A 21,140-nucleotide genomic window follows, 5' to 3' on the forward strand; every position below is an offset into this window, starting at 1 on the left:
AACCCGTTTGAAACCATCAAAATGTTGTTGAGAGCCATCAGCTCGTTACATTATGCACCGTGCCGATGGCACTTATTTCTATGCAAACTCATCTATAACCGTGCTAAAGCACGGCTTTACAAAATTGAATCGAGCAGATGGCTCTTCATAAGAATTTTAATGCGTCTGCCATGGGCTGCGCACAACGAACCCGCGATAATTTATATTTGTTGTTTATTTTATTCTTGGAACAACAATACGGCAGCATGAAAATTATAAAACAGCTATTCACATTTTTACTGATTATTACAAGTACAACTTCTTTCGCTCAAAACAACGCAGAAACACGTATTGACAGCATAATGAATGCCTATAAAATGATTGGCCTTTCCGTTGCTGTTGTTAAGAAAGGCAACATTATTTACACGCATTCATTCGGTTTAAAAAATGTTAGTTCCAGCACGCCGCTAAGCGATAGTGATATTTTCAGGATAGCTTCCATTTCCAAATCATTTTCTGCAACAGCCATCATGCAGTTAACGGAACAAAAGAAATTATCGTTGAATGATGATGTAAGCAAGCTGATCGGCTTCACTGTTCGTAACCCAAAATTTCCTGGCAAGGTTATCACTTTGAAAATGCTGATGTCTCACACTTCAAGCCTGAATGATTCGCAGGGATATTTCACGCTCGATTCCATCAACCCAAATAAAACTGCCAACTGGGCCAAATGTTATAATGATTATGCACCCGGCAAAGGTTATCAGTATTGCAATCTTAACTATAACATGGTTGGCACTATCATAGAAAAAATTTCAGGCGAACGTTTTGATAAATATATTAAGGCACACATTCTTGATAAGCTGGGTTTATACGGCGGTTACGAAGTAGGCGCACTGGATTCTTCTAAGTTTACCACTTTGTATGAATACGATTCAGCCACGCAACAATTTACCGTTGCCGATGGCGCATACAACCCAAGAACAGCAGAGATAAATAATTATATGATGGGGTATAGCACGCCGGTTTTTTCACCAACCGGCGGCATGAAAATTTCTGCCACTGATCTTGCAAAATATATGACCATGCATGCCTATTATGGCAAGTATAAAGGTATAAGGATTATTTCTAAGAAAAGCGCCAAAACCATGCAGGCACCGGTTTCCGATGGCGAAGGCGGTTATGGTTTGGCAATAATGACGGCGGATAATACGCTTATTCCCGGCGAGCTTATGAAAGGCCATACCGGCTCGGCCTATGGCCTGTACAGCATCATGTTTTTCAATCCCAAAAAAAAGTTTGGCATAGTGGCTATTACCAATGGTTGCAATGTGGTGTACGATACAGGCTTCAACCCCGCATTAAAAGCTGTTGAAAATATTTTATATGAAGAAATGATACAGTAGTTGCCCTGTGAAAATTATTCTGATAAAAAAATATCGCTGACATTTATTGTATGCCACAGATGTACAGATAAAAATCCGTGCATCTGTGGCTAATAAATTTTTTATTGCGGTCAGGCCGCAGCGGCCTGACCGCAATATGTTAATCACACTTTGAAAAATTTATCATTACATTTCAAAATCAAGCCTTTCTTTTGCATTTTGAAAAAATACTTTCAAAAAAAATGTCTGATTCACTACAACCTGCATTTCTTCTTTTACAAGACGGCACTTTTCTTCAGGGCAAAGCATTTGGCAAAATTGGCACCGCCACCGGCGAAATATGTTTTAATACCGGCATGACGGGTTACCAGGAAGTTTTTACCGACCCCAGCTATTATGGCCAGGTGCTGATAATGAACAATGTGCACATTGGCAATTATGGCATCAATCCTTTTGACCAGGAAAGCAAAAGCGTAAAGATCCGCGCATTAATCGGCCGCAACCTGGAAGATAAATTTTCAAGGTATAAAGCCACCGGCAGCTTAGATGAATACCTTAAAAAGAATGATATTGTTGCCATTGAAGGCATTGATACCCGCTCACTGGTAGCGCACATTCGCCACAGCGGCGCTATGAACTGCATTATTTCCTCTGAAATTACAGATAAAGAAGCTTTAAAGGCCGAGCTGGATAAAGTGCCTGACATGGATGGCCTTGAACTGGCCAGTATTGTAAGCACAAAAGAAACGTACGCAATTGGAGACGAAAATGCAGCTTTAAAAATTGCCGTGGTTGACTATGGCGTAAAGCAAAACATCCTCACTTCACTGGCTGAACGCGGGGCATTTTTAAAAGTGTTCCCGGCTAAAACGCCTGTGGAAGAAATAAAGGCATTTAAGCCCAATGGTTATTTTATTTCCAATGGCCCTGGCGACCCGGCCGCCATGCCTTATGCAGTGAAAACGGTAAAAGAATTATTAAAGGAAGATAAGCCCTTGTTTGGCATTTGCCTTGGCCACCAGTTACTGGCGCTGGCAAACGATATTCCTACTTTTAAAATGCACCATGGGCACAGGGGGTTAAACCATCCTGTAAAAAACCTTACCAGCAGCCGTTGCGAGATAACCACCCAAAATCATGGTTTTGGCGTAAACCCCGAAGCGGTAAAAAACAACAGCAATATTGAAATAACGCATGTGAACCTGAATGATGACAGCATTGAAGGCATACGCATGAAGAATAAGCCTGCATTCAGCGTGCAATATCACCCGGAAAGCACGCCCGGCCCGCATGACAGCCGTTATTTGTTTGATGAGTTTATTGAAATGATGCGATAGATAAAAGCCATTAACCTCAATTTCTACAGAACTAAAAAAGGTTGCTTAAATGGCAACCTTTTTTAATAGTAATTATTTGCTTTTATCGCTTATGGCTTCGCTGCACCGGCTGCGCTGCCAGGGCTTGCATCATTCAATGCCTGGTTAGGGTCTCCTGTTAGACCAGGTGGTAATGTTACACCCAACTCCTTTGCTACAAACGGGAACACATTCTCAACCTTGCTTCCAACTTCGACAGCATCGGGTTTTAAAATTAAATCATACTTCTTCACAGCCAGTACCCTCTTATAAGCAGCCAGTATTTTTCTGTACGTTGGTGCTAATAATTGTTGCTGGTAAGCCTGAGCTTTTTGCTGAGAAATTTGCTGCCAATATATCAACTGCATATAAATTTGCTGTTTTTGCTGGTTGTTATAATCCATTACGGTTTTAGACACACTGCCCTTGGCAGAATCAGCCTTAAGTGTGCTGTCCAACCTTTGATATTCACTCATATAAACCTGGTATTCCGCACCCAGCGTGTCCCTTTGATAAATTTGCGTAAGGCTGTCTGCCACACGGTATTCGGGCATTACCTGCAACATAATTTCTATATCAAACCAACCTACTTTTGAACCTGCGGGAGTTTGGGCATTTAATTTATTGAAACCAAAACATAAGGCAGTAAATAAAGCTGCTGCCATCAGAACTTTCTTCATTTTTTTGTTTGTTTTTTAGTTGACTATTTTAATCCTTAATCCCCAGTTGCTGCAGTATATCATTGCTGCGGTCTAATTTTGGGTCGGCAAATATAACAGTAATTCCTTCACTTTTATCGAGCACAAAATCATACCCGCGGGCCACTGCCATTTTTTGCACAGCGTTATATACCTTATCCTGTATGGGTTTAACAATCCTTTCTCTTTCTTTAAATAAATCGCCTTCGTAACCAAAGCGTTTCTTCTGCAGGTCCCTCAATTGCTTTTCTTTATTATATAATTCATCTTCCCGCTTTTTTTTCAGATCATCGCTCAGCATATATTGCTCTGCATCATAATTTTTATACATGGTATTCAGCTCTGCCTGCAGGTTATCAATTTCCTTTTGCCACTGGTTGCTTATGTCCTGCAACTTTTTATCAGCATCCACATATTCAGGCATTTTGCCAAGAATATATTTTGTATCTATAATGGCATATCGCTGGGCATGAGCGCTGCCTGCAAAACCTGCTGCAAACAGTATGGCAACGAATATCTTCTTCATGACAAAAAAATTTGGTGATTTTTCGTTTTTAAGAAGTTAAATGTAAATTAATCCGGTTCATAACCCAACATAAATGTAAACCTGGAAGCATCTTTAAGCTTGGTGCCGCTGCTAAGCCTGTCTAAGCCTACGCCATAATCAAACCCAAGCAAACCAAACATGGGCAGGAAGAACCTTACGCCCAAGCCGGTGGAACGGCGCAGCCTGAACGGGTTATAATCCTTGAAGCTGTACCAGCCATTGGCCGCCTCAAAAAAGCCCAGGGCAAAAATGGTGCTGCTGGGGTTAAGGGCAAAAGGATAGCGAAGCTCCAGCGTATATTTATTAAACATGGTGAAGTATTGCGAAGCCCCCTGCTGATCGGGGTTAACCCGCGGATCTGAAGTTTCATACACAGGATAGCCGCGCTGGGAAATAATGTCGTAACCCAATAATGCATAGCTGTTGCTTAACCCGGCATCGCCCACCTGGAAGCGCTCAAACGGCGAAACCGACATCTCAGGGTTATACCGGCCAATGTAACCATATTTGGCAGCCAGCTTTAATACAAACTGCTTATTGTTATCCGGGCCTGTGGGCCTTCCTATGGGCACATACCATTCACCGGAAAAACGCCATTTGTAGTATTCTATTAATTTATATGGATTGGAAGAATTTTCTATGCTCTTATCAATAAGGGAGTAAGGCGGCGTTACCTGGAGCGATACCTGGAAATTAGAACCTGTTCTCGGGAATATCTGCTGGTCTTCCGAATAGCGCTGCAGGGTGAATTTAAGGCTCACATTGTTTGAAAAACCATTATTAAAGTTTGGCAGATTGGTGGCGTCTATATAGTAATTCTTAAGCTGGTAACGGGCATATTCCAGCGCCACACCTGCAGAGAAATAATCGTCCGGCCATTTTAGCTGCTTTGTTAAGCCAACAGAGAATCCGGTTGTTCTGAAGAAAGAGGTATCCGCCGCCTGTTTTGTATAAGTGCCGGTTGAAGCATCGTACGCATTGGCAAACTTGGTATCATATACGGAAACAGAAAAGGCATTGCGTTTTTTGCCGCCCAGCCAGGGCTCGGTAAAGGAAGCGTTATAAGAGCGGTAAGCGCGGCCATTGCTTTGCACACGCACACTTAGCTTTTGCCCGTCGCCCACAGGCAGGGGATCCCATGCCGATTTATGGAGGATATTCTTTATAGAGAAGTTATTAAATGTAACGCCGAGCGTACCTGTAACGCCTATGCCGCCGCCAAAGCCGGCGCTCAGCTCAAGCTGATCGCCTGATTTTTCTTCCACCTGCCAGTCCACGTCAACCGTGCCGTTTTCCTGGTCGGGAACAATATTAGGAACAATTTTTTCCTGGTTAAAGAAGCCCAGGTTGGCAAGTTCACGCTGCGAACGGATAACATCTGTACGGCTGAACTTTTCACCCGGCAATGTGCGCAGTTCCCTTCGTATAATATATTCTTTTGTGCGGTCGTTTCCGGAGATTTTAATGTTTTTAAATGTTGCCTGCGGGCCTTCGGTTACCCTGATATCATAGTCAATGGTATCATTATATACAGCCGTTTCCACCGGGTTTACCTGGAAGAACAGGTAACCGTCATCCTGGTACAGGCCGCTTATGTCGCCACCTTCCGGCGATCCATTAATACCTAATTTTTTTTCAAGCAGTTCGCGGTTATACGTGTCGCCTTTCTTAATTCCCAGAATGGCAATTAATACAGAATCGGAGTATTTGGTGGCATTACTGAAGCCTACATTACCGAAATAATACTTGTGGCCTTCATCCACACTCAAATACAGGTGCAAACCATCCGTTGCATTAGCGGTGTCATCTTTTACAATTGTTGCATCGCGATACCCCAGGGAGTTGTAATAAGCGATCACCTTGCTTTTATCTTCATCGTATTTCTTGGCATCGAATTTTGCAGAAGAGAATGGTTTTATTTTTATATAAGGCTCAAGCACCTCTCTTGTTTTGGAAAACGACAGGAAGCCCCAGTCTTTCACGTAATCGTGAAAATTATACTTAGTGCTGCTGTCATCGTACCGTGTTATATCTTTTGAAGGAAAGAGGGTTAAATGGCTTTTTTCTTTTGTGCCCTTCATCTGGGCTTTCAGCTTTCCCGCGCTTACCGTATTATCCAGGAAATTTATTTCGGCTATTTTTACCTTGCTGCCCCTTACTACGTTATATACAAGCATGGAAGCATTCGGGGCAGAAGAATCGCTTACCTCTTCTACCGAAACGCTGACATTGCGAAAGCCCTTATCAGCATAAAACTTTTTTATGGCATCAACCGAAGTGCGCTTTACGTTTTCCGTGATAACTCTGTTTACAACCAGGCCTGTTTTAGGCGTAAGATCATCCTTCTCCCCTTTTTTAACGCCGTTAAATACGTACTTTGATAAACGCGGCCTTTCGGTAACATGTATTTCCACCGAAATGGCATCGCCTTTTAAAGAAGTAAGATAGATGGCCACATCGCTGAAATAATTCTGGCCCCAGAGTTTGGTGATGGCTTTTGAAAAATTATCACCACCGGGCAGCGAAACCTCATCGCCTACGTTCAACCCTGCAATGGACAATAATAAGTTCTCATCGAAATTATTATTTTCATTACCGGTTACGGTTATGTTCGCTATTTTATATTTTTTGGGATAAGGCTGGTTGAAAATATTCAGCAGGTCGGAATTGAGAGAGGTTACCGGCAGTGTGTCGGTAGCGCCCGGGTTAGGATTCATTAAGCCCGAAGTGTCTGTGCGAACAATATTTCCCGGAATCGTATCAGGCTGGGCCATGGGTATAACCGGCTGTTGGGCATTGGCCTGCATGCCTGCAAGGCAAATCAAATTAAGTAAAACGATTGCCGAAAAATATCGCATCCGGAATTAGTTATTTAATTAATTAGTAAGTGATTTGAGTGAACAGCCGTAGCCACATTGATTTTAAAAGCGGGCAAATTAGATGGAATATTTAAAAGTGTTTGTTAAATCAAAATACGAAAATCAGGAATGCTGAAGTTGCTGGGGCTGGGGAACAAAAATTTGCTCGTCTGTTTTGCCAAAACGCCTTCTGCGGTTCTGGAAATCAATGATGGCTTCAAAAAGGTGTTTTTTTCTGAAATCGGGCCACTGGGTGCTGGTAAAATACAATTCTGCATAAGCAAGCTGGTATAATAAAAAATTACTGATGCGGTATTCGCCGCTGGTACGTATAAGCAGGTCAGGGTCGGGAAATTCGCTGGTAGCGAGGTATTTCTGAATGGTTTCCTGGTCAATGGTTTCCACCGCAAGTTTTCCTTCTTTCACGTCGGCAGCAATATTTTTAACGGCCTGCAGCAGCTCCCACCGGCTGCTATAGCTAAGCGCCAGTATGAGGTTGAATTTATCGTTGTGGCTGGTTTCACGCAAAGCTTCCCCCAGTTCTTTCCTGGCATGGGGAGGCAGCGTATTCATATTACCAATTACGTGCAGTTTAATACTGTTCTTGTTAAGCGTTGCCACCTCTTTGCGAATGGTATCAACCAGCAATTCCATTAAACCATCCACTTCATCTTTGGGCCTGTACCAGTTTTCGGTGCTGAAGGCATACAGGGTAAGATATTGTATGTGCAGCTCAGCGCAGCCTTCCAGGATGTTGCGCACACTTTCCACACCATGATAATGGCCATATAAACGGTCGTGGCCTTTTTCTTTTGCCCAACGGCCATTTCCATCCATAATTATGGCAATATGGTTAGGCAATTTAGCCAGGTCAATTTTGTCTTTGAGATAATCGGACATAACAAATAGCTCAGGAACAAAATTAATAAATAAGAACAAGCAGACTAATTAATATTTTGGAGCGCCGGCAAAAGCCCGGCGTGCCGGATCAGGGTAAAAGGCAGATGATTGAGGCGTTTAAAAATTTAATTCTTTACAGGGTTTTGGCGATTTTTCGCACAGAGCAAAGGAGTCAACAGAGGATAAAGCGCATCTGTCAGCTCTGTGCTTTCTGTGTGAAAAAATTCAAACAGCCACTAAAGCATGAAGAAAATCAAGCTTTAAAATCAAGGCTTCGCGCCTTCGTGGCATATCTGCTGAGCCGTTTATTTGGAAGAGGATGGCGTGGGGCATTTGTACGAGCTGATATTAAACGATACGCCAAGATGAAAGAGCACATAAGAATCTTTTTGAGTGCTGTTGCCGCGCTGCCGCCCTTTAACGCCGATGGATGTTCCGGTTTCATAACTGCGGTCCTGTAAATAATAAGCCGGATAATCCACTTCGGTCGTTTCGTCGGAATTGGTTGTCATAAAGGCGTCGGGCCCTGCATAAGTGGTGCTCACATCATCCAGGTAATCTGTATTGGTAAACCGGTATCCCACTTCGGCAAACACATTCATATTTTCATTTATGCTGTATTTAAACCCAAGGGTAAGGGGAAAGCACAATGCCATTGTGCCGTATTGCTTTCTGCCGGAATCTGCATTCTGGCCTTCTGTGCCGAGGGGGCGCAGGAAATATTTTGTGCCCTGCAGGTAGGCATACGGATCGTAAGAAAAAACGCCTATGCCTAAAGAAAGATAAGGCGTGAATCTATAACCGGAAACGCCGGGGATGAACCTGAAAAAATTAAAATAACCACTTAATGCACCCTCCCAAACGTTTGTATTAAAGCTAAGGTTTCTGGCCCTCTGCGTTGCATTTTTGCTGTATATATCGCTGTAGGCAAGAAAAGCATAATCGGCTGACAACTTTAATCCTATATAATTATTAAACTGCTTAATATAATATACGCCTCCCGAAAACTTTGGGCGGTTTATTGCAGCCCTTGTATTAAGATCGCCAAAATAGTGGCCGGCGCCCACAGCAATGCCAAACTCTCCTTCGCTTTTATAACTGTTGTATAGTTGCGACTGACCAAAACCGATGCTGCAATACAATAAAGCAATAAAAAGTAAAAGTTTATTTAGCCTCATTCTGGTTGTAAATTATTTTGTATAACGCAAAACATTGTTATTTCTTGTGTTATTGGCGCAAGATAAAGGCTTAATTTCTTTTATCAAGCCCCCAGGTCAGTTTGGTATGCAATGTTGAAAGAAAATTATTTTCATTCAGCCGTACCAGGTTAATGGAAAATTTTTCTTTTCGCACGGCAAGCTGTGCATCTTTATGCACAATTTCCCGGCGGGCATCCATGGCGCAAATAAATTCATCGCTGCGGCTCTCTACTTCAAAAGAAATAATATAAGAATCGGGCACTACAATCGGCCTCATATTCAGATTATGCGGCGCCACCGGCGTAATGATAAAGCTGCCTGTTTCCGGAAAAACGATCGGGCCGTTGCAACTCATATTATAGCCGGTTGAGCCGGTTGGCGTTGCCACAATCAATCCGTCGCACCAATAGGTATTTAAAAATTCACCGTTTAAATAGGTATTAATTTTAATCATGGGCGAAATATCCCTTTTATGCAGGGAAAATTCGTTCAGGGCAAAAGGCACATCGCCAAACAAGGGCCTGTCTGCATCAAGATGCATGAGCGATCTTTTGTCAATAACAAAGGTCCGGTTCACCAGTGCATCTACAGCCGTGCCCAGTTCATGTTTGCTGATGCCTGCAAGAAAGCCAAGCCTTCCATAATTAATGCCCAGTATGGGGATATTCTTATTTCGTACCAATGTTACGGCATCAAGTATCGTTCCATCGCCGCCAAGGCTTATTAAAAAGTCAACCGAACTGTTCAGGTCTTCGTGGCCGGAAAAAAAATCAACCAGAACATTGCCAACGGGATTTATAAATTCAGCCAAAGCATAATGCAGCAATACTTGAATATTATTGCTGGTAAGCCGCAATACAAGTTCTTCCAGTTCTTCCCTCAAATCCTGGCTGTTACCGCGGCTGTAAATAGCTACTTTCATTCAAGTTGTATTAAACGTTTGCCTGCGCAAAAGCACCAATATCGTTTTACTGGCTAAAGATAACAGTAAATGCAGCAGTTATGCCTAAAAGTCGGTATTTAAATGAATAAAAATACCGCTTTCGCCCAACTGGTTAAAGCTATAGTCAAACTTAAAGATCACATCGTAAGGCGCCACCAAATCAATGCCCGCGCCCCAGCTATGCAGCATTTTATTGTTTAAGATACTGTTGCCGGGATGCCGGTTATATACATAGCCGGCATCAGCAAACAATTTCCCATAAACCCTGAATGAGTAGGGCTCTTTTTTTTCTCCAAGCCCCAGCTTTTTTGTAAAGCCTGCCAATTGCTGCTGTAATGTGGCCCTGCCCACTATGCCTGCATCGCCGTCAATAACATAATATTCATAGCCCCGCATAGAAATATTTCCATAGTAGCCAAACATGCCTTTATTATAAAATGGCTGGTTAAACGGCAGGTTTAGCATGCCGCCTTCTTTAACCTGTATCTGCGTTTTTGGCAAAAGAGGAATAGTATAGGAATTGATGGAAACAAGCTGCGTAAGGTTCATGTCTTTCGTAATGCCTTTGTGCAGAATACTGGTTTCAGAAACCAGGCCTTTTACAGGATAAAAATTATAATCTGCATTGCTGTACCAGAAAGTATAGCCTATGTATGGGAACGAAGCTTTTTTATTGCCATTGCCAAAATAACCGGGGTTGAGCGCAAAGGCGGTATCGGCAATTTGCTCATACATATACCCGGCCCTGAAAATATGCCGCACACGCAAACCCGGCCTGTAAATATAATCGCCTTCCATTTTTAAAGTTTTGCGCATGTAAGGCAAGCCTTCCGGCCGCAGAAACTGCTGTTTGTTTTTATTGGTGGCATAATTAATATCGCCCTGGTTGCTGTAGCTTGCAAAAAGCTGGTAGCCTTGCTTTAGCTGCTTATCAAAAAAAGGCCGTTCATATTTTACGGCTACCTGTTTGGAATAACCTGTTATCAGCCATGTGGTAAGCTTATCGTTTCTGCCTGAAATATTATTATGCAAAAATTTTATACCGTAGTTCGTTCTCTTTAATGTATGGTTGTAAGTTACCCACCATGTATTGAAATTGGCATCAATAAACTTAAAATAAGGCAAAGGCAAAATATACCAGCGTTCTTTTACAAACACGGTTATAAATACAAACTGGCCATAGCTGTTTTCCACATACACGGCCACATCGGTAAACAAGGTTGTATTTACTAATTGCTGTTTTCCTGTTTCAAGGCCTTTCTTAAGATCACCAAGCGTTATATAACTGCCCTGCTTAAAAGGCAATTCTCTTTCTATTATATACGACTTTGTTTTTTTGTTGCCATAAATGGAAATGCCGGCAATAAACAATGTATCAGGCAGATTATTTTTTGCACCGGTATCTGTAACAACAGAATCTGCCATGATATGGCGGGATGAATCTGACTGTGTACTGCCGGCAGCCGCAAATACAAGACAAAAAAAGGTCATTAATAAAACAACGCGCAACAGCTTCATGTGCAAATCAGGCATGGAATGGTAAGGTGGTAAAAATAGGCTATACAGGCCAGCGGCATGTAAGATGCAAAATATTTAACAAGCTGTAAAAAGCAGGCGGCTATACGTTCAGATAGGCCATCAGGTTGTCGTAATTAGCCCTCAGGTCGTTTTCAAACAACTCTTCGCCAAAATAATAGCGCACATTATAATCAAAACGCTGCAGGGTAGCCAGCACGTCGGAAACTTCTGTTTTATTGATCTTGAATGTAACGATGAGCAGGCCGGAAATGTGCTCAATATAAGTGTTTATCTGGGTTACAAATGCATCGTTCGTTTCTACCAGCCGGCAAAGCTCTCCTATGGAAAATTTATGCTTTTCCATTTCAAGCACAAACAGGCCGCCAGGCACATCGGTACTTAAAAATGTACCGAGATTCTGCACCAGTGTGGAATGTGTTACAACGCCAATATATTCTTTGTTTTGAGAAAGCACAGGCAAGGCTGTTATACCAGCTTCGCTAATCATCTTCAGCGCAGTGAGAAAATGCTGGTCGTGCTGAATGCTTATATGCAGGAATTTGCCGGAGAGATCACCCACCACATCTGCATCTTCGGCTGATAATAATTCATCCATGCTCAGCAGCCCTTCACAATTATCTTTATTCAGCACTGCAAGATGGTCAATGTTGTTTTGCTGTAACAGGTCTATCGCGTCGTTGATGGTATCGTTATAATGCAAAACAGGTATTGATGGTTGTATAATTTCCGATGCTAACATTAATCTATTCCGACTATTTGGATTAAGACAAAAAATATCAGGCTAAAGTTGCAGCCGACTTCTGAATTTTTGCAAGAAACTCTTCCAGTATTGCATTGAATTCAGCCGGTTGCTCCATCATAGGCGCATGGCCGCATTTGTCTATAAACTTTAATTCACTGTTGGGTATAAGCTTATTGAATTCATGCGCCACAAAAGGCGGCGTTACCGTATCCTGGTTGCCCCACACCAGCAGGGTAGGCTGTTTTATTTGCCCAAGCTCTTCGCCCAGGTTATTGCGGATGGCGCTTTTTGCCAGCGCCAGTATGCGTATAAGCTGTAAACGGTTATTGCAAATTTTATACACTTCGTCAATCAGGTCGGGTGTTGCCGTTGCAGGATCGTAAAAAGTAAGCTCCGTTTTCTTTTTAATATAATCATAATCACCGCGGCGCGGATAAGAATCACCCATGCCGCTTTCATACAACCCTGAGCTTCCGGTTAATATGAGCGATTGCACATTTTCAGGATGCTTAAGAATATGCACCAGCGCAATATGGCCGCCCAGGGAATTACCAAGCAAATGATAATTTTTATACCCCATCTTTTCAATAAACTTATTGATATACTTTGCAAAACCACCTACAGAAGTATGCAGCAGGTCAAGTTCAAACATAGGCAGCATGGGCACAATCACCTTATGCGTTCGCCTGAAAAAGGCAATAAGATGCTCATAATTACTTAAAGCGCCAAATAACCCGTGCAGTAAAACCAACGGCTCGCCTTCACCTTCCTCTATGTATTTAAATTTGTCCAGTTTTTTAATCTCGTATTGCATTCTTTATTTTATTCTGGGTACTGCAAAGCTATCTAATATTGCTAAAGTAAATATTTTTCATTTATGCTACCCAATTATAAGAAAGCATCAGAGCTTGTTTGTCCTATTCTTTCAAAAAATCCGGAAAGCTGTTCAAAAATATTTTTAAATACAGGAATCATAGCGCCAAGCACATCTATTGCCACCGGGCCAAAGGGCTCTATCAGCGCATACGTATGGGATGAAGCAACGGTTTCTTCTTTAATAAAATTCATTTTGGTGAGATAAAAAAGCAGGATACTATACACAAAGAGATAGATGAAAAGATATAAAACAATTCCCCCCAGTTTATTCAGCCAGCCCAGCATGGCCATCTTTACAGCCGCCTGTATAAAATTAGCCACTAAGCGCACCAGGATAACTACGCCTGAAAATACCAGTAAAAAGGAAAGAATGGGCAACCATTCACCACTTGTATGGAACGATTGCTGCAGCCAGCTTGCTGTTAAATAAGACAATTTCATAGCCGCAGCAACGCCTATAATGATAGCAAAAAATGAGAACACGGCTACCACAAAGCCGCGGCTTATGCCTTTAATAACGGCAAGCACAAGGAGTATAAAAAAGAGAATGTCTATTATCATACAAGGCCTCCCCATCCCCTCCGGCGGATGCTTTTTAAAAGATCATCATTTGCAGTGAGGCAAGCTTGTTATATAACGCATCCTGCATTTATTTATTGGATAGCAATTCTTTCACCGCAGCGGAAATGGCTTTGCCATCGGCCTGGCCGGCAAGCTGTTTGGTGGCAACGCCCATTACTTTGCCCATATCGGCCGGAGACGAAGCGCCCACCTGTTCAATTATTTTCTTCAACGCTGCTTTCAGTTCAGCTTCGCTCATTTGAGCAGGCATAAATTTTTCAATTACAGCAATTTCTTCCTGCTCTTTTTTAGCCAGGTCTTCCCGGTTTTGCTGTTGATAAATCTCCAGCGAATCTTTACGCTGCTTCATCATTTTCTGCAGCATTTTTAAGGCTGCATCTTCACTCAGCTCACCATTGGCGCCGGGCTCGGTTTTAGCCTTAATAATTTCGGCTTTAATGGCACGCAGGCCCCGCAGGGCTGCTTCCTCTTTTGCTTTCATGGCGTCCTTCATTTCAGCCATTACCTGTTGTTCAAGATTCATAGTTGTTGTTTTTAGAAGAGTCCGAAAAGCCTGGAAGTCCGTAAGACCGCAAGACAGGAAGCTTTCACTGACTTTTCGGACTTTGCCGGCCTCCGGACTATTTATTTCAAATATTTCTCCCTGAATTTATTATAAAATGTTTTGGCAAACTCCTTCATGTCTGCAGCAAGCTCATCGTGGTGCGTTGCCCGGTTATATGTCTCGGCCATGGTAATGAAGGTTTGGTAAAAAAAATCGGCCATTTCATCCACCATCATTTCTTTTGTCCAGAGGTCAATGCGCAAGGCGGTTTTTTCAGCGCCATCCCAAAAGGCAAGCATAAAGGCTTTGGCCTGCTGCACCTGCTGGGCTGTTGTGCCTATGGCTTTCCATTCAATCTGCTGCGGAATTTTGTCTTCGCCCAATTTTACGTTTATTGTTATTGTTGACTGTTCCATTGTTCCTTAATTTTTTTTAACCAGTACCTCAAGTAATTGCCAGAGCTTATCGCCATACTCATTCCTGCTTAAGGCCTGCTTACCGGCAGCTTCCTTTAGCTGCGCATGCAAATTTTCATTTTTATATAATTGAATCAAACTATTGCCAAGCGATTCATCTGTTTTTTCATCGCAAAATAAAACACCATCGCCGCCATATTCTTTTACATCCTCATTCTGGAATGAAATAACCGGCAGGCTGCACTGCATGGCTATGGATAAAATATATAATTGCGGATAATGACCTGCCACGTGAATAAAGCTGTGCGCCGATGCAAACAACGGCGGTATTTCTTTTTCTTCCGCATTTTCCAGCAATTGCACATCATCTCGGTATTTATAGGTGCAAAGTTTATTGCGTACCTCAGCGCTGAAGCTTTCGTACTTTGGAAGAATGATGAGCTGCATGTTACTCTGCTGCCATTTCTTGAAACGGGAGAAGCCTTTCAGCAGCAATACAAAATCGTTCAGCGATTCGTCTTCAATCACCGAAATAAAATACTCTTTATTATCGGCAAACTGCGCCTTCGTCATTATCTTTTCATGCCACTCAAATGTTTTGAAAACAGTGGGCGCTGTAAAGGGAAGGTATTGTATTTTTTCCGGTATGTTCAAGAGCTGGTTTGGCTTTTTCGTGTTTGAATAACTCAAAATACCGGCAGCAGTTTTTTGGGAAACATCAAAATAATTCCGGGCAAACTTCATCAGCTTGTCCGGCTGCTGAACATCCTGTTTTAAAAAACCGGGGCCGGCAGCAATCAGTTGCGGAACCTTAATACGCGGACATGCCATGCCATTCAGGCCAACCACCACTTCTGCCTTTATCTTTTTTACGATGGAAGGGATTTTTACCTGGTACAGCCAGTTTAAGAAAAAAGATGAATGATTGTTCAGTGAAATAAAAATGACGGCATTTTCTCCGATGTGTTGCTGGGACACCGGCACTGAATTGCTCCAGAATTTTACCTGGTAGTTGTGCTGGTTTGCCTTTTCTTCAAGCAAAGAAAAAAGATATTCTGTGTAATCGCCGCCTTGTGCATGTTCAATTACTGCAATGCGCATAAGGGGCAAAAATAGCGTGAATCGTGAATTATAAATGTGAATCGTCAAACGTGAAACGTGAAAAATTTAAAAGCAGCATTTTCTTCAGACACCCAAATATGATGAATGATAAAGCCGGGGCTTTAGTAAATTTTTTAATTGCAATGTTGAATTAATAAACCTACTTCAAACAATCACACACATTCACGATTGACGATTCACGTTAAGATTTCGCCCCCGCTTTCTGCATGGCATTGCTGCCGGCGCTCTGGCCTCTCGGGCCGCCAAAGCCGCCCTGCATTTTAAACAACTGGAATTTGGAAGGCATCGGCATTTGCGGCCAGATCTGGTTTTCCTCATTTATATCGGCCGTTTCGCGGTAAGGGTCTAAACGGATGGCGGCAACTTCCTTATCTTTAATAAACACTTTACTGAATTGCTTTTCATTTTTACGCCAAACTGTTACAGGCACACGCTGCACTTCTTTGGTGCCATCCTTATACGTCCATTCAATTATTACCGGCATAACCAAACCGCCCAGGTTGCTGAAGCTAAGCTCATAAAAATTTTTATCCCGCCAGGCATCAACATTTTCCTTGTCGAGAAAGGCCGTATCTTTTGCAGCCTGTTCACCGGCACGCAACATGGCATCGGCGCCACGGTTGTAGTAATAAAAATCACGCAAAGCCGTATCGGCGTCTGTGGCAAATTTTATGTTCCGGTCTTCTTTGTTCCTGTCCTGCCCTATCGTTCTGAAAGTTTGTGGCTGAAATGTCATTGTATTATTATCAGCCAGCTTAAACCATTTCACGCTGTCTAAAGAAATATCAACCGGGTCTGTTCCGAAAAACCAGCCGCGGATGAACCAGTCAATGTCAACGCCGCTCGCATCGCGCAGTGTTCTGAACAGGTCTGCCGGCGTTGGATGCCTGAAGGCCCATCTTTCTGCATATTCCTTAAAGGCAAAATCAAACAGGTCGCGGCCCATAATGGTTTCCCGCAGAATGTTCAAACCGGTTGATGCTTTTGCATAGGCATTGCTGCCTACGCTTGCCACCGCATCGCCTTTTGTCATAATGGGCTCAAGCTGGTCTTTGGGCAGGCGCATGTAACCTGTAATTAAATGCGCCGGCCCGCGCGTGGAAGGATAGTTGTTATCAAACTCCTGCTCGGTTAAGAACTGGCAAAACGTATTCAGGCCTTCATCCATCCACCAGTACTGGCGCTCGTCGCTGTTTACGATCATCGGGAAAAAGTTATGGCCTACTTCATGGATGGTTACGCCTATCATGCCATATTTTGTGGCTTCGCTGTACGTGCCGTCTTTTGCCGTGCGGCCGTTGTTCATAGCCAGCATGGGATATTCCATGCCGTTTGCCGCTTCCACAGAAGAGGCCTGCGGGTAAGGATAGGGAATGGTATGCTTGCTGTATGTTTTTAAAGTATGCGCTACCACTTTGGTGGAATACCTGCTCCAAAGGGCGTATGCTTCTTTGGGATAATAGCTCTGCGCTATAATTTTTTTACCGTTGATGTCAATCTGCATGGCATCCCATATAAACTTGCGGGATGAATTAAATGCAAAATCCCGCACATTCTTTGCCTCAAACACCCAGGTTTTGGTGGCCGGGCTTTTGGATTGCTCTGCATTTTTTGCTTCATCCAGCGTAACAATTTCCACCGGCTGCGAAGCGGAATGCGCCTGCATCCAGCGGTTATACTGGGCGGCTGAGATCATTTGTTTAAGATTGGTGCATTCGCCGGTGGCTGCCACAATATGGTCTGCCGGCGTAGTGATCTTCACTTTAAAATCGCCAAAGGTTAGGGCAAATTCGGCGCCGCCGGTAAACTGGCTATGCTCCCAGCCCTTAAAATCGCTATATACAGCCATGCGGGGATACCATTGGGTTATGGAATATAAATTATTGCCGTCTTCCGGGAAGTTTTCATAACCGCCGCGGCCGCCTATCTCCGCCTTGTTATTGATCTTATAACTCCAGTCAATTTTAAAAACAAACTGCTGGCCCGGCGCCAAAGGCGCCGGCAGGTTAATGCGCATCATGGTTTGTACCACGGTATAAGAAAGCGCTTTACCGGAAGCATCGGTAACTGTTGCGAGGTTTACACCATAGCCTTCCATTTTTTTGCCGGGCTCAAAGCCTGATAACTGCGAATTGCTTACACGGTCACCCATCTTGCCGGTATTGTCTTTGTTGTTATCGCTTTGCGGATTGTGGATGTTTTCATCGAGCTGCAGCCAGATGTAATCCAGCTTATCGGGCGACTGGTTAAAATAAGTAACCGTTTCTTTTCCTCTTATATAATTGTTTTGCTCATCGAGGGTAACATCAATATCATAATCGGCTTTCTGCTGCCAGTATTTTGGGCCGGGCGCGCCGCTGGCCGTTCTGTATTCATTGGGCGTAGGCAATAAAAAGCCAAGGTCTTCAAAGCGGTTGCCATGATTGCTTTGCGGGTTATTGTAAAACTGTGACTGGGCGATGGCGGCGGTAGTTGCCATCGTACATAAACAAAGTAAGAGATGCTTCATTATGCTGATGTATATTTTATATTGATTCAAATAATTTAAGAAACGTGTTACCGGTCTGACGCTTTATGCGCCTGACCCAGGTTACTTCACCACTATTCTTTTCCCCGAAAGGATTTCTTTCAACCGCCATTTGCAGGGAAAGACCGAATATAATCCCACTGATGAAAAGCAGCCAGTAACGGAACGGTACCCTTAGTATGGTTACAAATATATAGGAAACAAGAAGCACAGCCAACGCCACTAATATTTGAGCGGCTTCTATACCGCAGTTAAAAGCAAGTAACGGCACAAATATGTTTTCATTTTTACCAAGCATGCTTTTTAAGCCGTAAGCAAAGCCCAGGCCATGCACCATGCCAAACAAGAGCGCCATGATATAGATGAAGGATATTTTCTGCTGCCGCGGCACATCTTTCACAAAAACATTGCTTATGGCTGTAAGCAGTATGGTAAGCGCAATAAAAAATTCGGTGATGCTGCTTTTTACGCCGACGACATTGAAGGCGCTTAATATAAGCGTAGTGCAATGGCCGATGGTAAATGCCGTTACAAGAAGGAATATTTTTTTATAGTCTTTAAACTGGTAACGCAGGCAAAGCGCCGTTACAAACAGGATATGGTCAAGCGCCTTCCAGGTTAAAATATGCGCAAGGCCTGTTGTAAAATATAAACCAAAATTATGCATGCGTATTTGTTGTATCTGATTAATGCAGAGTTTTACGGCTTTGCAAATAAAATGAGCGCAATAATAACACAACTGTTTTTTACGGCAATGCTTTCACTCATGCACCCCTTTTATATATCCATGACGGAGATTGAGCATGACAAAGCCAATCATACACTCGAAATAAGCGTGCGCATTTTTACAGACGACTTTGAAAAAACAATCCGCCAGACCTATACAGGCAAAGTTGATCTTTTAAATAAAAATGAAAAAGCCCATTCGGAAAAACTGATTCAGCAATACATCAGCAAACATCTTATTATCAAAGCAGATGGCAAGGCGCTGAATGTAAAGTTTGATGGTTTTGAAAGTGAAGAAGGCAGTATATGGAGTTATCTTGAATGCGATAATATATCGTCTTTAAACACACTTGAAATAACCAATACCATTTTATACGATTACAGGCAGGAACAGGTAAATTTCATTCATGTAAAAGCCGGAAGCTATGATGAAACCTCAAAGCTGAATTACCCGGATAATTATATAAAGTTTACGTTGAAATAATGCGGTGTTTTGGCGGCCCGAAAGCCGGGAAATTGTAGCTGAATATTGCGGAAAAACATCTCTAAGGCGCCATTTCAGAGCGACTGTATAGCACAGGGCGTAGTAAAAGTATCAATAAAACCTTTTTTGTTCTTTTATATTTATAAATATAATTTTACATGATACTCCTGCAGCATATTAAATTTGGTATAGTGCATGAAAAAAATAATTCACCAGGGAAAAAACGTAAAGCGGTTCAGGGAAATGCAAGGCATGCAGCAGGCACAACTTGCTTACGAACTTGGTATTGGCTGGACTGTAAATGAAATACTTTTATTAGAGCAACAGGAAATAATTGAGGATTCTTTACTGAAACAAATTGCCGATATTCTGCAGGTTTCTGTTGCGGTAATTAAAAATTTTGAAGAAGGCAAACATATATACATAATGAGAAAAGCTTCTTCTGATAAATTGAGGTTTCCTGTTGTTGTTCCCCCGTCAGATAATTAATATAAGTTTATATAGCAACCTGGTATTATCTTATTGCTAAAAAGGCGGACAAACACTCCAATTACTTAAGCCGCCATAATAATCTTTACAGCAAGCTCTTTCAAAAATTCTGCATCGGCTGCGCTACCTGATATAGCGCTGTTGATGCCAATGCCTTTCAGGTTATATTCATGCAGCAATAAAATAATTTTTTCTGCGCCCGAAAACCCATAATTCCTTACAGCCGTTACAGCCTGCCTGGCAGCAAAAGGGTTATTATAAAACAGAGGCTTCAATGCATTTTCGGAAGGGTCGTTCATGGCGGCGGCCATGTATATTTTACTGAAGTAATTATACAAAGTAGGCAACACCAACTGCAGCGGTGCTGCCTTTGGATTAGACTGGAAATACTGAATAATGCGGATAGCTTTAGGCAGGTTTTTCTGGCTGATGGCATCCTGCAGTTCAAACACATTAAACTCCTTGCTTACGCCTACGAATTTTTCAATATCATCTTCTGTAATGGTTTTTCTTTCATTAAGGTTGATGGAAATCTTTTCAAGCTCATTCTTCATGCGGCTGAGATCGTTTCCAATATGGTCAACCAATAACAGCAGTGCATTGTTATTGATGGACAGGCCAAGGCCTGCCGCTACCTGCTGCGTCCATTCGGGCAACTGGTTCTCATAAATTTTTTTGGTAGAAAACAATTCTCCGTGTTGCTTAACCGCTTTGGAAAACTTCGTGCGGGCGTCTAATTTTTTATCTTTATAGCTCACTACAAAAACCGTTGAAGCCAGCGGTTTGGATATATAGTTTTCCAGTTTCTCAATGTCTTTCATTTGCTGCCCTTCTTTCAGCAGCACCACTTTTCTTTCACCAAACATCGGGTAGCCCATGCAGGCATTTACTACGCTTGCCCAGTCTGCATCCTTACCATAAAAAACCGTAAGGTTAAACGAAGCTTCGCTTTCGCTTAAAATTTTATGCTCTGCATAATCAACCACTTCATCAATAAAAAAAGGCTCCTCCCCTTCAAGCCAGTAAACCGGTTTGAACTTCTGTTGTTTCCAGTCGGCAATAATTTTTTCGGCAGACATGCGCCAAAGATAAGTTTACAGCAAAATGATTTGTTTCAGGAATTATAAACAACTTTACACCATCCTTAAAAAATTATTGAAGCACCAATGCTTAATAAAACGGCTGTTGTAATATTTGTTCACCTACCGGTTTCAGTACTTTACCTACAA

General features: G+C 42.5%; 20 protein-coding genes. 4 read left to right on the forward strand and 16 right to left on the reverse strand.

Translation table 11 applies throughout. The annotated features are described in order from the left end of the window. Positions 1-245: 245 nt before the first annotated feature. Entirely contained in the window at positions 246-1,385 is a 1,140-nt protein-coding gene (locus QM629_RS08730) for a serine hydrolase domain-containing protein (RefSeq protein ID WP_415159243.1), read from the forward strand. A gap of 221 nt (positions 1,386-1,606) precedes the next feature. Next, a complete protein-coding gene (gene carA, locus QM629_RS08735; RefSeq protein ID WP_415159245.1) occupies positions 1,607-2,701 on the forward strand; it encodes a glutamine-hydrolyzing carbamoyl-phosphate synthase small subunit in 1,095 nt (364 codons plus the stop codon). Between the two features lie 89 nt (positions 2,702-2,790). Here the strand turns inward: carA and QM629_RS08740 are convergent, their stop codons facing one another. The 15 genes from QM629_RS08740 to QM629_RS08810 form a co-directional block, all read right to left on the reverse strand. Further along, positions 2,791-3,399, reverse strand: a complete 609-nt coding sequence (locus QM629_RS08740; RefSeq protein ID WP_415159247.1) for an OmpH family outer membrane protein — start codon at positions 3,397-3,399, stop codon at positions 2,791-2,793. A gap of 28 nt (positions 3,400-3,427) precedes the next feature. After that, complete coding sequence (locus QM629_RS08745; RefSeq protein WP_415159249.1) at positions 3,428-3,943, reverse strand: OmpH family outer membrane protein; 516 nt, start codon at positions 3,941-3,943, stop codon at positions 3,428-3,430. A gap of 47 nt (positions 3,944-3,990) precedes the next feature. Beyond that, the gene (locus tag QM629_RS08750) at positions 3,991-6,822 is read right to left on the reverse strand and encodes an outer membrane protein assembly factor (protein ID WP_415159251.1); all 2,832 of its coding nucleotides are present in this window, start codon (positions 6,820-6,822) and stop codon (positions 3,991-3,993) included. Between the two features lie 123 nt (positions 6,823-6,945). Next, complete coding sequence (locus QM629_RS08755) at positions 6,946-7,722, reverse strand: isoprenyl transferase (protein WP_415159253.1); 777 nt, start codon at positions 7,720-7,722, stop codon at positions 6,946-6,948. 305 nt (positions 7,723-8,027) lie between these two features. Further along, a complete protein-coding gene (locus QM629_RS08760; RefSeq protein WP_415159255.1) occupies positions 8,028-8,900 on the reverse strand; it encodes a DUF6089 family protein in 873 nt (290 codons plus the stop codon). 70 nt (positions 8,901-8,970) lie between these two features. Continuing rightward, on the reverse strand, positions 8,971-9,843 hold the full coding sequence (locus QM629_RS08765; protein ID WP_415159257.1) for an NAD kinase: 873 nt from the start codon (positions 9,841-9,843) through the stop codon (positions 8,971-8,973). Positions 9,844-9,927: 84 nt separating this feature from the next. Then, positions 9,928-11,397, reverse strand: coding sequence for a POTRA domain-containing protein (locus QM629_RS08770; RefSeq protein ID WP_415159259.1), 1,470 nt, complete (start codon positions 11,395-11,397; stop codon positions 9,928-9,930). Positions 11,398-11,482: 85 nt separating this feature from the next. Continuing rightward, complete coding sequence (locus QM629_RS08775; RefSeq protein ID WP_415159261.1) at positions 11,483-12,142, reverse strand: CBS domain-containing protein; 660 nt, start codon at positions 12,140-12,142, stop codon at positions 11,483-11,485. Between the two features lie 37 nt (positions 12,143-12,179). Continuing rightward, entirely contained in the window at positions 12,180-12,959 is a 780-nt protein-coding gene (locus QM629_RS08780) for an alpha/beta fold hydrolase (RefSeq protein ID WP_415159263.1), read from the reverse strand. Between the two features lie 74 nt (positions 12,960-13,033). Continuing rightward, entirely contained in the window at positions 13,034-13,582 is a 549-nt protein-coding gene (locus QM629_RS08785; RefSeq protein WP_415159265.1) for a CvpA family protein, read from the reverse strand. A gap of 88 nt (positions 13,583-13,670) precedes the next feature. Continuing rightward, on the reverse strand, positions 13,671-14,126 hold the full coding sequence (locus tag QM629_RS08790; protein ID WP_415159267.1) for a GatB/YqeY domain-containing protein: 456 nt from the start codon (positions 14,124-14,126) through the stop codon (positions 13,671-13,673). Positions 14,127-14,227: 101 nt separating this feature from the next. Further along, positions 14,228-14,563 carry a gliding motility protein GldC gene (gene gldC / locus QM629_RS08795; protein WP_415159269.1) on the reverse strand — a complete coding sequence of 112 codons (336 nt, stop codon included), beginning with the start codon at positions 14,561-14,563 and terminating at the stop codon, positions 14,228-14,230. Between the two features lie 6 nt (positions 14,564-14,569). After that, positions 14,570-15,664, reverse strand: coding sequence for a glycosyltransferase (locus tag QM629_RS08800; protein ID WP_415159271.1), 1,095 nt, complete (start codon positions 15,662-15,664; stop codon positions 14,570-14,572). A 202-nt stretch (positions 15,665-15,866) separates the two neighbouring features. Continuing rightward, positions 15,867-18,194: a M1 family metallopeptidase gene (locus QM629_RS08805; RefSeq protein WP_415159273.1), complete on the reverse strand. Its 2,328-nt coding sequence runs from the start codon at positions 18,192-18,194 to the stop codon at positions 15,867-15,869. A gap of 16 nt (positions 18,195-18,210) precedes the next feature. Continuing rightward, positions 18,211-18,879, reverse strand: coding sequence for a HupE/UreJ family protein (locus QM629_RS08810; RefSeq protein ID WP_415159275.1), 669 nt, complete (start codon positions 18,877-18,879; stop codon positions 18,211-18,213). Between the two features lie 51 nt (positions 18,880-18,930). Between QM629_RS08810 and QM629_RS08815 the strand changes: the two genes are divergently transcribed. After that, the gene (locus QM629_RS08815) at positions 18,931-19,422 is read left to right on the forward strand and encodes a DUF6702 family protein (RefSeq protein ID WP_415159277.1); all 492 of its coding nucleotides are present in this window, start codon (positions 18,931-18,933) and stop codon (positions 19,420-19,422) included. Between the two features lie 195 nt (positions 19,423-19,617). Then, positions 19,618-19,911 (forward strand): helix-turn-helix domain-containing protein, encoded by a 294-nt coding sequence (locus QM629_RS08820; RefSeq protein WP_415159279.1) that lies wholly within the window; start codon positions 19,618-19,620, stop codon positions 19,909-19,911. 65 nt (positions 19,912-19,976) lie between these two features. Here the strand turns inward: QM629_RS08820 and holA are convergent, their stop codons facing one another. Beyond that, positions 19,977-20,990: a DNA polymerase III subunit delta gene (holA, locus tag QM629_RS08825; RefSeq protein WP_415159281.1), complete on the reverse strand. Its 1,014-nt coding sequence runs from the start codon at positions 20,988-20,990 to the stop codon at positions 19,977-19,979. Positions 20,991-21,140 lie beyond the last annotated feature (150 nt).

The organism is Parafilimonas sp., from assembly GCF_047606085.1.
Classification (GTDB): Bacteria; Bacteroidota; Bacteroidia; order Chitinophagales; family Chitinophagaceae; genus Parafilimonas.